Raw genomic sequence first — 13,909 nt, 5'->3', positions numbered from 1 at the left:
AAAGGCGAGTCACGCGGATTTCAGCCCGGCGCTTCGCCGGGCCGCGCATTCACCAGCTGGCCGGAAGCTCCTTGAGGCCGCGCAGCACGAAGGTCGGCCGCCACTTCGGATTTTCCACGTCGTCGATGCGCAGATTCGGAATCCGGCGCAGCAGCGTCGTGAGCGCGACCTCGGCTTCGAGCCGCGCGAGCTGCGCGCCGAGGCAGAAGTGAATACCACCGCCGAACGACAGCGGCCGCACGTTCGGCCGCGTGATGTCGAGCCGATCCGGATGATCGGGATAGACAGCCGGATCGTGATTGGCCGAGCCGAGCAGACACATCACGTTGTCGCCCTGCGGAATTTTCACGCCGCCGATCTCGACATCCTCCATCGCGACGTGGTAGGTGAGCTGCACCGAGGAGTCGTAGCGCAGGAATTCCTCGATCGCGTTCGGCATCAGCGACAGGTTGGACTTCAGCAGTTCGAGCTGGTCCGGATTGCGATGCAGCGCCAGCAGCGCATTGCCGATCAGGTTCACCGTGGTCTCGTGACCCGCGCCGAACAGCAGGATGATGTTCGCGGTCAGCTCTTCGTTGCTGAGCTTGCTGCCGGCCTCTTCCGCCTGAACCAGTTGAGTCGTCAGGTCGTCGCCCGGCTCGCGGCGGCGCAGATCGAACAGCCGCTGGAAATAGGCTTCGGAATTGGCGTGCGCGGCATTGGCCTCGTCGATCTCGGCGCGCGACAGCGGCACCGGATCGAGCAGACGGCCGCCGGTGCGCTCGCGCTTGAAGAAGATTTCGCGATCCGTCTCCGGAATGCCGAGCATGTCGCAGATGACGATGACTGGCAGGCGGAACGCGAAGTCCGAGATCAGGTCCATGCGGCCCTGCCCGATCACCCGGTCGATCGAGTCGTCGACGATCGCCTGGATCTTCGGACGCATGTCCTCGACGCGGCGCGCCGTGAACGCCTTGACGACAAGGCCGCGCAGGCGGGTGTGGTCGGGCGGATCCTGCGTCAGCATCCAGCGGCCCATCGCGCGATAAACAGGCTCGTTCAGCGCTTCCGGCCCGAAGCGGCGCGTGATGCGGGTGACGTAATCCTTGCCGAACCGCTTGTCGCGCAGCACCAGCGCCGCGTCGGCATTGCGGCTGACGAGATAGCCGTTCAGCGCCGGCAGATGCAGCACCGGCGCGTGCGTGCGCAGCTTGTCGTAGGAGGGATAGGGATCGCGGATGAAGTCCGGAGACAGCGGGTTGAACAGCGGCTGGGCGCTTGCCGTCTGGGTTGTAGCCCCTTGCAACTGCTCGTTCATGAATGTCTCCCTGAAAATAGTTAATGCGATCACGCCGCGTTTGGCTGCCGTTTTACGCGATCCCGGACCGGAAGCACAAGACAATTATACCTGCATTCCCCAAGTGGCGTGGCGTTTGAGGTGAAGATCGCCTGTATCCGAGCGCTAGACAAGGATTTTCTGCCGCAAGCGGCACCTGCGGTCGCGCAGACTGCTGGATCTGGACGGATCAGACCGCGAAGCCGCTGTTTCCTTGCCCAGGGGCGGCGTTTTTCAGCGCAGCGGACAGATCTGTCCAGCCGCTTTCGTTCAGTTTGAGCGTGGATCGCGATCATGCGCATAGCGGTGGCGCTCGCAATCGGCGGATAGCGGCGAGGATGGCGCGTACCATCGTGCCGGTGACAGCGACCTCGGCCAGCTGGAAGGTGATGGTGCGGGCGTGACGGACCACACGTGCCCCGATCTTGATCAGCTTCAGTTGCAGGCTGGTCAACGACCAGTCGGCCATGGCCTCGGGCAGCTCGATGCAGCGCAAGAAGGTGGCCAGGTTGTACGCCAGGGCGTGCAGTTGCAGCCGCACCTCATTGTCGCGGAACTTCCGGCACGACAGCCGCGTCCAGCGAAAGGCGTATTTGCCCTCTTTGATGTGCTGCTCGGCGGTGCCGCGCTGGTTGTAGAACCGCACCACCCAGTCCGGCTCCATCGGCAGGTTGGTGACGATGAAGCCGACACGCGGGAACAGTTCGCCCGGATGCCATTCGATCTTGGCGATCACCCGGCGTTCCTTGTCCCAGGACGCCGCCTGATACTCGAATTCCTCGAAGAACCGCTTGACCTTGGTCAGTGACGGCCGCCCGACAGGGCGCGTTAGCCGATGCGCGATCTTGTCCTTGAGGACCGCGTTTGCGGGCAGCCGGATGGCGTAGAAGAACCGCGCTTCTTCCAATCGCTCATAGATCGCCGGGATCGCGTAGGCAGCATCGGCCCGGAAGAACCTGCCACCAAGGTCGCGCTCCGCGTAGCGCGCAATGACGGGGTCGAGAACATCACGCCAGCCATCGGCGCTGTGGACGTTGCCATGGCGCAGGGCGCAGCGTTCCAGCATCCCGAACTGGTTGAACAGAAAGTTGGGGTGATAGCAGCTACAGTCGAAATGGCCATTCCAGGCGGACCCTTCCTGGTCGCCATGGGTCGGGCTGACCGAGCTGTCCATGTCCAGAACGATGTACTTCAGCCCGTTACGGTCATGGAACCGGTCGATCCATTGCCCGTTCAGGTCGGCCAGCGCGGCACGGTTCCCGGCCAGAGCCAGCGTCTCGGTCTCGAACCGTCCCATCTGCGATGCCGAGGCCGCTTGTGCATCGACCGCTCTGCCGCCGACAACTTGGCGCATGACCGGATCGCAGGCGAGACGGTTGGCGTCGTTGACATCCTCGTATCCGGCCAGCCGCCCAAAGACTGATTGCCGGAACAGGCCGTCGAGCCGATGGACCGTGTTCTTGCCAGAGCGAGTATCGCGCAGCGCCGCTGACGCCAAATCGGACAACCCGAGCGCGTCATCAAGCTCGCGCATCACCAGAAGGCCGCCGTCGGAACTGAGCTGCGTGCCGCGAAATTCCAGCCGCACGCGAGGGTCGAAATCCACCCGATCTGCCCGTTGCAAGCCCGCACCCTCTGGGTGATCCATGAAACGCGCCCCTCGCAGCCTTCAACACCATGTTTTATATAGGAAATATAATGGTCAGGACAGCGAAATCAGCGCCTTACTTGGGAAATGTGGGTTTAGGATGACAATCGTAAATCGCAGAAAATTCCTCGGCACAAGCGCTGGCGGCTTGGGCTTGCTTGGTCTCAGCGGCGCCATGCCCGCTTGGGCGCGCGGCGCGGATATCTCGGCGGGAAATGCCCGCAAAGGGCTGGACGAAGTGTCCGGGCCGAATATCGACCTCACCGTTGCGCGGTCGGCCTTCGCGACGGGTAACAGGCGCGGCGGTGCCATTGCCGTCAACGGCACTATCCCCGGCCCGCTGTTGCGCTTGCAGGAAGGTACGACAGTCCGGCTCAATGTGCACAACCAACTCCAGGAAGATACCTCGATCCACTGGCATGGCCTGCTCGTGCCGTTTCAGCTAGATGGCGTGCCGGGCGTGAGCTTCCCCGGCGTCAAGCCGGGAGAAACCTTCACCGCAGAATTCCCGGTTCGTCAGGCGGGCACCTATTGGTGGCACTCGCATAGCGGCCTGCAGGAACAGGCCGGACACTACGGCGCGATCGTGGTCGATCCGGAAGGGCCCGATCCGGTTCAGGCTGACCGCGAATATATCGTGGTTCTGAGCGAGTTCAGCGCCATGTCCCCGCACACGATTTTCGACAAACTGAAGAAGGGCGAAGGCTACTTCAACTACAATCAGAACACCTGGACCGACGACTACCCGCTTTCGGGTGAGGATCGCCGGATGTGGGCGAAAATGCGCATGATGCCGACCGACATCCTCGATGTGTCGAGCGCGGCTTACACCTACCTTCTCAACGGTCATGGCCCGCTCGACAATCTGGAATACCTTTTCCGGCCTGGCGAACGCGTGCGGCTGCGCTTCATCAATGCCGGCGCCATGACCTTCTTCAACATCCGTATTCCCGGCCTGCCGATGACTGTCGTGCAGGCGGACGGGAAGGATGTCGAACCGGTCGAGGTCGACGAGTTCCAGATTGGCGTTGCCGAGACATATGATGTCGTCGTTACGCCGGGCGAACAACAAGCTTACACACTGGTGGCGGAATCCATGGACCGCTCGGGCATGGGGATCGGCACGCTTGCGAGCGCACCCGGTGCGCGCGCCGCAATTCCGCCCCTGCGCGATCCGCCGCTCTTGACCATGGCAGACATGGGAATGAGCGGTATGGATCACGGCTCGGGCGGCGATGCCGGCATGTCGGGAATGGACCACGGCAATGGCGGCGACATGGCGGGGATGGATCACGGTTCCTCCGGCGATACCGAAATGGTTGGCATGGCCGGCATGTCGGGCATGAAAATGCGCGATACCTCGCGCTTGCCGCCCGATGTGAAGGTGGGGCCGGGTCTCGACATGGTGTCGATGAATCCGGTCGACCGAATGGGCGATCCCGGCATCGGTCTTGCCGATGTTCCCCATCGAACGCTCGACTACCGCAAGCTTCGCGCACTGGTGCCGAACAAGGATCCGCGAACTCCTTCACGGCGGATGGAAATACACCTCACCGGCAACATGGAGCGCTACATGTGGTCGTTCGACGGCAAGAAGTTCTCCGCCGTCTCCGACGAACCGATCCGCTTTGCCTATAACGAGCGCGTGCGCGTGAAGCTAATCAACGATACGATGATGGCGCACCCCATCCACCTCCACGGCCATTTTTTCGAATTGGTCAATGGCGCGCCTGGAGACCGCCAACCGCTCAAACACACGGTTGTCGTGCAGCCGGGCGGCAACGCGCAGTTCGACCTGACGGCGGACGAGACGGGCGACTGGGCTTTCCACTGTCACCTACTCTACCACATGCATGCCGGTATGTTTCAAATCGTTACCGTTGCCAACCCAGATGGGAGCACAGCATGAAGACTCCTGTCTTTAGCTCGCTCGCCTCGGTTGCGGCCGTTTCAGTTGTTGCGGTGCCCGCCGCGGCGCAGGATCACAATCATTCAGCAATGGCGCAGCAGAAGGGTGCCGGGCCGCAGGCCGCTGCCAAGACAAAGTGCGAGCAAGAAGCCGAGCCCCATCGCGCGATGGGCCATCAGGTAGCCGAAGATGCATGCGGACCCGCTGCCCAGCCTGAAGCTGCCACGGACCACCCTAGCATAGATCATTCTACCATGGATCATGGTTCGATGACCGCTCAGGATGATCAGTCGAGCATGACGATGCCGATGGATGCTGCCGGTCCAAGTTCGTCCTCCGCGGGCCACGCGGAAATGGATCACGGCTCGATGCCGCAGGCGGACGCCGATAGCTCGTCGATGGATCACGGGCAGATGGATCATAGCCGGATGAACCATGGGCAGACGGGCACGCAGGACATGCAGGGCATGGACCACTCGGCGATGCAGATGGGCTCGGACGATGATATCCGGTTGCTGCCGCCTCCTCCCGAGGCAGGTAGCGGCCCCGCGCGTGCGGCAGCTTCTATCTGGGGCGAGGACGCCATGGACGAAGCGCGGCGCGAACTCATCCGCGAGACCGATGGTGGCATCCAATTCTGGTTCCAGGGCGACCGGCTAGAATTCCGCGCCCGCGAAGGGGGCGACGGTTATCTTTGGGATGTTCAGGGCTATTATGGCGGCGATATCGACAAGTTCTGGTTCAAGTCGGAAGGCGAGGGCAGCTTCGGGGAGCCCATCGAGGGTGCCGAGGTCCAGGCGCTCTGGAGCCGCGCCATTGCACCCTTCTTCGATTTTCAGGCCGGTGTCCGCCAGGATCTGACTGGCCCCGAGCGCACCCATGCAGTGATCGGTATCCAAGGGCTCGCGCCTTACCAGTTCGAAGTCGATGCCGCAGTTTTCGTCTCCACCAAAGGCGATGTGACCGCACGGATCGAGGCTGAACTCGACCAGCGCATCACGCAGCGACTGATCCTCCAACCGAGAGCCGAACTCGCGCTTTCTGCGCAGGACATTTCGGAGCTGGGCATCGGTGCCGGTCTCGACCGGATCGAGGCGGGCCTGCGTCTGCGATACGAGTTCGCACGTGAGTTCGCACCCTATGTCGGCGTTTCGCAGGAATGGCGCATCGGCGGCAGCGCGGATTTTGCGCGGGCCGTCGGAGAGGATCCAAGCGTCACCAATTATGTCGTCGGCGTAAGGTTCTGGTTCTGAATGTATAGAGAAGGAATACAAGAAAAATGAACAAGGCTGTCACACGGATCGTATCGACCGCGCTCGCACTTGCGCTGATGCCAACGGCTGCATCGGCGCAGCAGATGGATCATTCATCCCATGCAGGCCACCCGATGCAAGCCATGGACGCTTCTGTCGACGATGTTGCGGGAGCGGAAGATGTGCTGAAGGCCTATCGCACTGCCCTGGAAGCACGCGATGCCGACGCGATGTCCGCGCTCTTCGCGGAATCGTCCGCAATTTTCGAAAACGGCAAGGCAGAGGGTAGCTTCGCAAACTATATGGAGCATCATCTCGGCCCCGAGCTTCATGCGATCAAGAGCTTCACCTTTTCCGATCCGACGCTGACCGTGACGCGTATGGGGCATATGGCTTATGGCTATGAAACTTACGGGTATCGGATCGAGCTGGAGGATGGGCGCGTATTCGAGCGTGATGGTGTTGCGACATCGGTACTCTCGCACGATGCTTCGGGCTGGAAAATTGTGCAGTACCATTCGTCATCGCGAGCACCGCGGAACTGAAAGTAAAAGCTGGGAGGGTAGCGAAGCTTGGTGACGCGTTCGGTAAAGCTGCGCCTGCATGTGCTGGGCAGCAAGATTCACAAGTGGCTGGCGATTTTGGTCGGTCTTCAGGTTCTATTGTGGATGGGAACCGGTGCCTTGATGTCGTTTCTCGATATCAAGGAGGTTCGCTCCGAGCACGTCGTTTCGCGTGAACCACAAGCGCTGTCTGCCGACGCCCCGGTTAGCGTCCGCGCTCGTGGTGTAATTTCCGGTGTAGGCGATGGTGTATTCCGGGGTGGGGCATGCCCCACCCCGGAATGCGGCGTCGCTGGTGGCCACCGGGTTCATCGTTATGGTGGAGTTTGCACACTTCAACCGTGACGAAGAGGAGTTCCCGATGACCGAGGACAGATTACTGATCGAAGAGCTGGCTGCAAAGGGCGGCCAACCGGATTTTTTGCGCACCATCGCCGAGAACGTGCTGCAGCTGATCATGGAGGCCGACGTTGATGGCCTGATCGGCGCGGGTCGCCACGAACGCAGCAGCGAGCGCGCGACCTGGCGCAACGGCTATCGCGACCGTTCGCTGGATACCCGGGTAGGCACGCTGAACCTGAAAATCCCCAAGCTGCGTGCTGGGTCCTATTTTCCGGGCTTCCTTGAGCCCCGCAAGATGGTCGAGAAAGCGCTGGTTGCGGTGATCCAGGAAGCGTGGATCGGCGGGGTCAGCACCCGGCGGGTCGATGAACTCGTCCAGGCCATGGGCATGACCGGCATCTCCAAGTCCACCGTCTCCAAGCTTTGCAAGGACATTGACGAGCGCGTCCATGCCTTTCTGAAACGCCCGCTCACCGGCGAATGGCCGTATCTCTGGCTCGATGCCACCTATCTCAAGGTACGCGAAGGCGGGCGGATCATCAGCGTTGCCGCAATAATCGCCATGGCCGTCAACACCGAGGGCCGGCGCGAGATCGTCGGCCTGCATATCGGCCCCTCGGAAGCGGAGGTCTTCTGGTCCGACTTCCTGAAGGACCTTGTTCGGCGCGGTCTTACCGGCGTGAAGCTGGTCATCTCCGATGCTCACGAGGGCCTCAAGGGCGCGATCACCCGCGTCATGGGCGCCACCTGGCAGCGCTGCCGGGTGCACTTCATGCGCAATGCCCTGTCCTATGTGCCCAAGGGCCAGAACACTGTCGTCGCCGCCGCGATCCGCCAGGTCTTCCTGCAGCCCGATCAGAAAAGCGCAACGCAGGTCTGGCGACAGGTCGCCGACCAGTTGCGCACCCGTTGGCCCAAGCTCGGCGCCTGCATGGACGAGGCCGAAACCGACGTGCTCGCCTACACCGGCTTCCCCACCCAGCACCGCACGAAGTTACACTCAACCAATCCGCTCGAGCGGCTCAACAAGGAGGTCAAGCGCCGCGCCGACGTCGTCGGAATCTTCCCGAACGAAGACAGCATCATCCGCCTCGTCGGGGCTGTGCTGATGGAGCAGAACGACGAGTGGCAGCTCCAGCACCGATACATGCAGATCGAAGGCATGGCCGAACTCAACCAACCCATGATCGAGGAGGAAAATCAGCCCCTACACATCACCGCCAAAGCCGCCTGACGATGGCCCACGGCCACAGCCGAAATTACACCACCTTGACGGACGCGACCACGCCCCGCTCCCTGCCTGGGTCGCAAACAAGGGCAACCTTGCTGCTGTGACGATGCGTTCGCTCGATGGCGAAGCGGTAACAGAGATCCAACTGATCGACGGAAGCGTTAGCCTGCACGATCCGGCGACCGGGCGAAAACTCTCGCCAATCTCGGCTGAGACAGCGAAATCGGTTGCCCTGCGCGCCTGGACTGGACCTCGAACGACGATCGAGTCCGCGCGACTTGTTGACGAGCCAGTGGGGACAGAATTTCGCGGACCTTTTCCGGCCTGGCAGGTCACATACGGGGACGAGGCTTCCACACGCATCTATGTCGATGCTTCGAGTGGTACAGTCGGGGCGGCACGCAGCGATACCTGGCGCCTGTTCGATTTCATCTGGGGCTTGCACATCATGGATTGGACCCAGCGTGACCGCATCAACAGCTGGTGGCTGCTCCTGTTTGGTATAGGCGGCACGGTCATGGCCCTGTCGGGCTTTGTTCTCCTTGCAAACCGAATGCCAAGGCTGCGGGTTAGAAAGAGGTAGCCGACAAACCTGCGGCGCTCGAATGGTGGCTCAGACGGTCCTGGCTGTGGTAAAACGCACCAGAACCAGGGTCACTCCGGGAACAATCACCCACATGGCTATCGGTACGAGCGCCAAGCCTAAAACAGGGTCGATCGGCATCAATCGGCTATATCGCCACGCGAAGACACTATCGGGCGGTAACGATGTGGCGATCAGTTCTACCAACACCGCAACGGCGAGACCGAAGCCGAAATAGGTAAAATATGCAGATTTGCGCGAGCTGGCCCACCAATCAGCTCCGCCAATGAAAACGGCTAGGCGATGAGCTGCCAACAGGATGACCCCATCGCCCAGGCTGGCAATCCCACAACGGATCGTCTGTTGGTAGGAAGTCAAACTACCTGGTTCAAAGAACGGCATCTGGTAGCTTTCCCAGACAAACGAAATCAGGGAGCCGAGAATCAGGAAAAGCCAAGTCGTTCGTCCCATCGCCCATTAGCGTGTCCCGAGGGCCGTTAACCGTCAACTACAAGTTGATCGGATTGGCTACTTCGGTGCTGCCCGAGCCTGTCTTTCTTTAGATAATAGACGAACAATGGTTTGGGAGATCGCGTTTTATGCCGAACGTGTCGGATCTGCCGAGCGCTCAGAGCCCCTCGACCTTCTCGTGCCGCTCGGTGTCACATTGGCTGTGATCGCCGAGAGCTTCGATAACCTTGCAATCCGCTGCGGCCCCACCGCCGCAAGCTTTGGCGATACGCTCCAGCTCTTTTTCGAGAGATGTGAGTTGCGCGATGCGCTGTCGGACAAGCGCAAGCTGCGTTTCAGCGATCTCGTTCGCCGTAGAACAATCCATCGCTGGGGTGGTTTGAAGCTGTAGCATCTCGCGAATGGCATCCAGAGAAAAGCCCAAATGGCGAGAATGCTTAATGAAGCTGATGCGCTTTACATCATCTTCGCGGTACATTCTCTGCCCGCCGGCGCTGCGCTCGGGTTTCGTCATTAGTCCCACGCGCTCGTAGTAGCGTACCGTCGTGATCTTCACGCCGGATCGCTTCGAAAGCTCCCCAATTGATATAGATTTCATAGACTTACCATTTCTCGCTTGAAGCTACAGTCACTGTAGCTTGTATCAAGCTGCCTGTCATTACGACTCGGGAAGAAAGAACAATGTCAGGCTGCTGCGAAGAGAAAGTGTTCGATGGGCTGTCACCGGCCTACAAGCGGGCCTTGATCATAGTGATCGCGATCAATGCGACCATGTTCGTTATCGAGATGTGGGCCGGTATGGCCTCCGGCTCGCAAGCTCTGAAAGCCGATGCCCTCGACTTCGCTGGGGACGCCGCGACTTATGGCCTTAGCCTGGCTGTGATCGGCGCATCCATTCGAACCAGAGCTATGGCCTCCTTGATCAAAAGCGGCTCGCTCGCGCTTATCGCCATCACAGTTCTTGGAATGACAGCGTTGCGGTTTGCAGAAGGCGTGCCGCCCGAAGCGCAGACCATGAGCTTGGTCGCACTGCTCGCGCTCGGCGCGAATGTTGCAAGCGTCATCATCCTGCTCAAATGGCGCGACGGCGACAGCAATGTCCGCTCGGTCTGGCTGTGTTCGCGTAATGACGCGATTGGCAATGTCGCCGTGATCGTCGCGGGCCTTCTTGTCGCCGCGACCGCGAGTGCATTGCCGGATTTGCTCGTGGCAATCATGCTGGCAGGCTTGTTCCTCCGGTCGTCCATCGCCATCGCGCGGCAGGCGATGTCTGAGCTTAGGTCTGAGCGCCTTCATTTAGAAAGAGGGGAAAGCCGATGACCATCATGGCAAAGGAACAGATCCTCTCGTTGATCGAAATCGAAAGAGCCGCTTTCGAAAAGGCAAAACAGGTAGGCAATTGTGACGCGGCGTGGAGGGCACTTGAGCGCGAGCACATCCTCGGTCAGGCATTTTTCTGGCAGCATATCCGATCGCATATTGCGATGCTCAGGTTTGCTCTCACACAAGGGGAGATCGGCGAAGCTCTCGGACAGTTCGTGCGACTGGTTCTGGCGCCGCTCGGCAATATTACGGGCAGGCTGCCTTGGGGTAACACGGGACGGTCCAACGTTAATGCCTTCACGCCGATGCCGTACCCGGATGACCTTGCAGAAATATTCTCGCTACCTGACCAGGTCCATAGGCGATAACGACATGAGCAAACTCCCAAACAACCTTGCCAGAATAGTTTCTTGCACCATGCGCGCCGAAACCCTAGTAGCGGCGCCGTAATGCGACGTCTTATCTTGCCTTTTCTTGCGTTTGTCGCGCTCCTTTTCAGCAATCTGCTGATGGTGCCCGATGTGCATGCCGAACAGGGAGAGACGTTTGCGCACGCCGCCGACCATGTCTACGCGCATGGCGCAGAGCACTTCGATGCCGACGTCCCTGATGATGATCAGACCCGGCAGGACCACGCGGGTGGCCACCATCACAATTGCAGTTTCAATTTGAGCGAAGTTGGCAACCTCGTATCAAACGCTTTCTGGCATCGAGAAACGTTGAAGCGACCGCTGCGTGTAGCATCCCTGGCGTCGCGCATGCCGTCCGTACCCAAACAGCCCCCGAAGGCCTGACCGAGACCTTTTTTGTGGCGAGCGCAATCTCGCTCGCCAGGTTTCAGTCAGGAGATACGAAATGCGGTGCATTGCACTGGCCGCGGCACTTATGGCCGCGTCCATCGGCTCGCAAACATGGGCACAAAACACGATTACGCTCGACGAAGCGCTTGAACGCGCTGGCGTTGGTACAGGCGCGGAAGACGCAGCCTCTGTCAATCCGAGGGTCTACGGGCCTTTAGCGGAGGAAGAAGCAGCGCGCGCAGCCATCACGCAGGCGCGGCTGCGACCCAATCCGGAGCTGAGCTTCGAGGCGGAGAATGTCGCGGGAACCGGAGCGTTTTCCGGTCTCCAGTCCAGCGAGTATACGCTGGGCTTCGCACAGCAGATCGAGCTTGGCGGGAAGCGCCGCGCGCGCATCGGAAGCGCGGAAGCATCGGCGAGGATTGCTGGGGTTCGCCGGGATATGTCGACCGCTGAACTCGCGCTGGCCGTGAGAGAGCGCTACATTGCGGCAGTCGCCGCTGGACAACGCGTCGAACTCGCGCGTGAAATCGTCGAGCGCAATCGCGAACTTGCGCGTATCGCAACCGTGCTGGTCGAGGTCGGGCGAGAGCCTCCTTTACGGGCCATGCGAGCCCAGGCATCGCTTGCCGAAGCGGAAGCGCAATTGCAGGCTGCCGAAGCTGACGAGATTGCTTCGAGCCAGGCCCTCACTGCGCTGTGGGTGCCCACAGAAGAACCCTGGCGTGTCGCGTCTTCTTTCCCTGACATTAGCCCACCCGTCGCTCCGAATGATGCATCTGATCCGCTGCCGTTGCGGTTGGCCGGTGCTCGCACCGAACTCGCGCAGGCTGAGATCGCTCGCGAACGATCGCTTCGTGTGCCGGACCCGAGTGTCATGGCAGGAGTGCGGCGCTTCGAAGGCAGCAACGACCAGGCCTTTATTGTCGGCGTTACGATCCCGCTTCCTTTCGGCAACCGCAATCAAGGCAATATCGCTGCCGCCGAAGCGCAGGCGCGTGCTGCGCAGGCACAGGAAGCGATTGTCGAAGCCGATTATCGACTGGAATTCGAGCGCACCCTGACGCTTTATCGTTCTGCCGAGACAAGGGTTGAAACCTTGTCACGCGCGAGCCTTCCGCAAGCCGAGGAAGCGCTTCGACTGGTCGAGATTGGATACCGCAATGGGCGGTTTCCACTGATCGAAGTTCTGGCCGCCGCCGAAGCGCGGGATGCCATCCGTGAAAACTTGATACAGGCAGAAGAGACGCGAGGCGTACTTGCCGCCCGCCTCATCTGGCTCACTGCAGAGTGAGGTCCATTCCCATGAAACGTAACATTCTCATAGCCGTCGCGGTCGTTCTTCTCGCGACTGCCGCCATTTGGGCCTTCTGGCCTAATGATTCCGAGGACCATTCCGAAGACGAGCACAGCGAGGTTGCCGATGCCCCAGAAGGGATCGTGCCGATCAGCGACCAGCAGATCGAAGCCTCGTCGATCGATATCGAGACGGTCGAGGCAGGCTCCGCCACCGAGTTGGTGTTCCCGGCGACCGTTGCCGCCGCTCCGAACGCGAGCGCGCGGATCGACGCGCGTGCATCCGGAGTTGTTCGCAGCGTCAACAAGACGCTTGGCGACTATGTCCGTAAGGGCGAGACGATCGCGAGTATCGAGAGTGCCGATGCCGCCGCTCTTGCATCGCAAGTCGCGGCAGCACGAGCGCGCGTGGGTGAATTGTCAGCGCTCTATGACCGTGAGCGCCGGCTGTTCGAAGCGAATGTGACGGCGCGGCAGGATCTCGAAGCTGCGCAGGCCAACCTCCAGGTCGCGCGAGCAGAATTGTCGCGGGCGCAGGCGGCTGCCGCCGCCGCAGGCGTTGGTGGCAACGGACGCTCGCTTGCCGTGACCAGTCCGATTTCCGGCCAGGTCACAAGCGCCCAAATCGTGCTCGGAGCCTATGTCTCTGCTGGCGATGAGCTGTTTCAGGTCGTCAATGCCAGTGGGTTGCAGGTGCAAGTGGCGCTACCCGCCAATGATGCGGCAAGGATCAGTCCTGGCGATGAGGCCACGCTCGAATTGGGGCAGGGCCGCGAGATCGGAGGGCGCGTGCGTTCGGTAACACCCGCACTCGATCCGGAGAGCCGCAGCGCTACCGCTATCATTGCGCTGCGGGGAGGGGTGCCGGAACTGCGTCCGGGCGCGTTCTTGCAAGCCCGGATCCGACCGTCGGATGAGGCCGATGTTGCCGCGATTTCCGTTCCGGAAGAGGCTGTGCAGATGGTCGAAGGCCGCCAGGTCGTCTTCGTTCGCATGGCAAGCGGATTCCAGGCAATGCCGGTGACGACCGGGGCAAGGTCAGCGGGGCGTATCCAGATAAGGTCGGGCCTGCGAGAGGGTCAGAGGATCGCCACTCGGAACGCATTCCTCTTGAAGGCCGAACTCGGAAAGGAGGAAGCCGAGCATGGCCATTGATAGTCCTTCTCCGCTCGCGC

14 protein-coding genes are annotated in these 13,909 nt (G+C 60.9%); 9 read left to right on the top strand and 5 right to left on the bottom strand.

All coding sequences use genetic code 11. From position 1 onward, the window contains the following. Positions 1-49 precede the first annotated feature (49 nt). Together AN936_RS12790 and AN936_RS12785 are read right to left on the bottom strand one after the other, a co-directional pair. A complete protein-coding gene (locus AN936_RS12790) occupies positions 50-1,297 on the bottom strand; it encodes a cytochrome P450 (RefSeq protein ID WP_054588491.1) in 1,248 nt (415 codons plus the stop codon). Between the two features lie 310 nt (positions 1,298-1,607). Further along, a complete protein-coding gene (locus tag AN936_RS12785; protein ID WP_006473457.1) occupies positions 1,608-2,963 on the bottom strand; it encodes an IS1380-like element IS1247 family transposase in 1,356 nt (451 codons plus the stop codon). 100 nt (positions 2,964-3,063) lie between these two features. Between AN936_RS12785 and AN936_RS12780 the strand changes: the two genes are divergently transcribed. The 5 genes from AN936_RS12780 to AN936_RS12760 all read left to right on the top strand — a co-directional run bounded on the left by AN936_RS12780 (position 3,064) and on the right by AN936_RS12760 (position 8,844). Continuing rightward, positions 3,064-4,872, top strand: coding sequence for a copper resistance system multicopper oxidase (locus AN936_RS12780; protein ID WP_054588490.1), 1,809 nt, complete (start codon positions 3,064-3,066; stop codon positions 4,870-4,872). Next, positions 4,869-6,125 (top strand): copper resistance protein B, encoded by a 1,257-nt coding sequence (locus tag AN936_RS12775; RefSeq protein WP_054588489.1) that lies wholly within the window; start codon positions 4,869-4,871, stop codon positions 6,123-6,125. The genes AN936_RS12780 and AN936_RS12775 overlap by 4 nt, the downstream gene beginning before the upstream one ends. A gap of 26 nt (positions 6,126-6,151) precedes the next feature. After that, entirely contained in the window at positions 6,152-6,670 is a 519-nt protein-coding gene (locus AN936_RS12770) for a YybH family protein (RefSeq protein ID WP_084758320.1), read from the top strand. Positions 6,671-7,049: 379 nt separating this feature from the next. After that, positions 7,050-8,264, top strand: coding sequence for an IS256-like element ISSpma2 family transposase (locus AN936_RS12765; protein WP_006954973.1), 1,215 nt, complete (start codon positions 7,050-7,052; stop codon positions 8,262-8,264). A 103-nt stretch (positions 8,265-8,367) separates the two neighbouring features. After that, entirely contained in the window at positions 8,368-8,844 is a 477-nt protein-coding gene (locus AN936_RS12760; protein WP_234715560.1) for a PepSY domain-containing protein, read from the top strand. A 30-nt stretch (positions 8,845-8,874) separates the two neighbouring features. Here the strand turns inward: AN936_RS12760 and AN936_RS12755 are convergent, their stop codons facing one another. Further along, entirely contained in the window at positions 8,875-9,315 is a 441-nt protein-coding gene (locus AN936_RS12755) for a hypothetical protein (protein WP_054588488.1), read from the bottom strand. 157 nt (positions 9,316-9,472) lie between these two features. Then, positions 9,473-9,913 (bottom strand): MerR family transcriptional regulator, encoded by a 441-nt coding sequence (locus AN936_RS12750; RefSeq protein WP_034953551.1) that lies wholly within the window; start codon positions 9,911-9,913, stop codon positions 9,473-9,475. 107 nt (positions 9,914-10,020) lie between these two features. On the opposite strand from AN936_RS12750, the gene AN936_RS12745 reads away from it, so the two are divergent. Both AN936_RS12745 and AN936_RS12740 read left to right on the top strand, forming a co-directional pair. After that, positions 10,021-10,635 (top strand): cation transporter, encoded by a 615-nt coding sequence (locus AN936_RS12745; RefSeq protein ID WP_234715558.1) that lies wholly within the window; start codon positions 10,021-10,023, stop codon positions 10,633-10,635. Further along, the gene (locus AN936_RS12740; protein ID WP_234715557.1) at positions 10,632-11,006 is read left to right on the top strand and encodes a DUF3703 domain-containing protein; all 375 of its coding nucleotides are present in this window, start codon (positions 10,632-10,634) and stop codon (positions 11,004-11,006) included. The genes AN936_RS12745 and AN936_RS12740 overlap by 4 nt, the downstream gene beginning before the upstream one ends. Here the strand turns inward: AN936_RS12740 and AN936_RS12735 are convergent. Continuing rightward, on the bottom strand, positions 10,980-11,288 hold the full coding sequence (locus AN936_RS12735) for a hypothetical protein (protein ID WP_034953554.1): 309 nt from the start codon (positions 11,286-11,288) through the stop codon (positions 10,980-10,982). The two genes, AN936_RS12740 and AN936_RS12735, sit on opposite strands and share 27 nt — an antisense overlap. Positions 11,289-11,523: 235 nt before the next feature. On the opposite strand from AN936_RS12735, the gene AN936_RS12730 reads away from it, so the two are divergent. Together AN936_RS12730 and AN936_RS12725 are read left to right on the top strand one after the other, a co-directional pair. Next, the gene (locus AN936_RS12730) at positions 11,524-12,732 is read left to right on the top strand and encodes a TolC family protein (protein ID WP_234715556.1); all 1,209 of its coding nucleotides are present in this window, start codon (positions 11,524-11,526) and stop codon (positions 12,730-12,732) included. An 11-nt stretch (positions 12,733-12,743) separates the two neighbouring features. Then, positions 12,744-13,889: an efflux RND transporter periplasmic adaptor subunit gene (locus AN936_RS12725; RefSeq protein ID WP_034953556.1), complete on the top strand. Its 1,146-nt coding sequence runs from the start codon at positions 12,744-12,746 to the stop codon at positions 13,887-13,889. Positions 13,890-13,909: the final 20 nt, after the last annotated feature.

It is taken from the genome of Sphingopyxis macrogoltabida, assembly GCF_001307295.1.
Lineage (GTDB): Bacteria > Pseudomonadota > Alphaproteobacteria > Sphingomonadales > Sphingomonadaceae > Sphingopyxis > Sphingopyxis macrogoltabida_B.
The sequence above is the reverse complement of the archived record's forward strand: the minus strand, read 5'-3'. Positions and strand labels throughout refer to the sequence as shown.

Excerpts from the sequence above, each read along its gene's own strand:
- AN936_RS12790 (WP_054588491.1), bottom strand. The coding sequence starts at position 1,297 with ATGAACGAGCAGTTGCAAGGGGCTACAACCCAGACGGCAAGCGCCCAG.
- AN936_RS12785 (WP_006473457.1), bottom strand. The coding sequence starts at position 2,963 with ATGGATCACCCAGAGGGTGCGGGCTTGCAACGGGCAGATCGGGTGGAT.
- AN936_RS12780 (WP_054588490.1), top strand. The coding sequence starts at position 3,064 with ATGACAATCGTAAATCGCAGAAAATTCCTCGGCACAAGCGCTGGCGGC.
- AN936_RS12775 (WP_054588489.1), top strand. The coding sequence starts at position 4,869 with ATGAAGACTCCTGTCTTTAGCTCGCTCGCCTCGGTTGCGGCCGTTTCA.
- AN936_RS12770 (WP_084758320.1), top strand. The coding sequence starts at position 6,152 with ATGAACAAGGCTGTCACACGGATCGTATCGACCGCGCTCGCACTTGCG.
- AN936_RS12765 (WP_006954973.1), top strand. The coding sequence starts at position 7,050 with ATGACCGAGGACAGATTACTGATCGAAGAGCTGGCTGCAAAGGGCGGC.
- AN936_RS12760 (WP_234715560.1), top strand. The coding sequence starts at position 8,368 with ATGCGTTCGCTCGATGGCGAAGCGGTAACAGAGATCCAACTGATCGAC.
- AN936_RS12755 (WP_054588488.1), bottom strand. The coding sequence starts at position 9,315 with ATGGGACGAACGACTTGGCTTTTCCTGATTCTCGGCTCCCTGATTTCG.
- AN936_RS12750 (WP_034953551.1), bottom strand. The coding sequence starts at position 9,913 with ATGAAATCTATATCAATTGGGGAGCTTTCGAAGCGATCCGGCGTGAAG.
- AN936_RS12740 (WP_234715557.1), top strand. The coding sequence starts at position 10,632 with ATGACCATCATGGCAAAGGAACAGATCCTCTCGTTGATCGAAATCGAA.
- AN936_RS12735 (WP_034953554.1), bottom strand. The coding sequence starts at position 11,288 with ATGGTGGCCACCCGCGTGGTCCTGCCGGGTCTGATCATCATCAGGGAC.
- AN936_RS12730 (WP_234715556.1), top strand. The coding sequence starts at position 11,524 with ATGGCCGCGTCCATCGGCTCGCAAACATGGGCACAAAACACGATTACG.
- AN936_RS12725 (WP_034953556.1), top strand. The coding sequence starts at position 12,744 with ATGAAACGTAACATTCTCATAGCCGTCGCGGTCGTTCTTCTCGCGACT.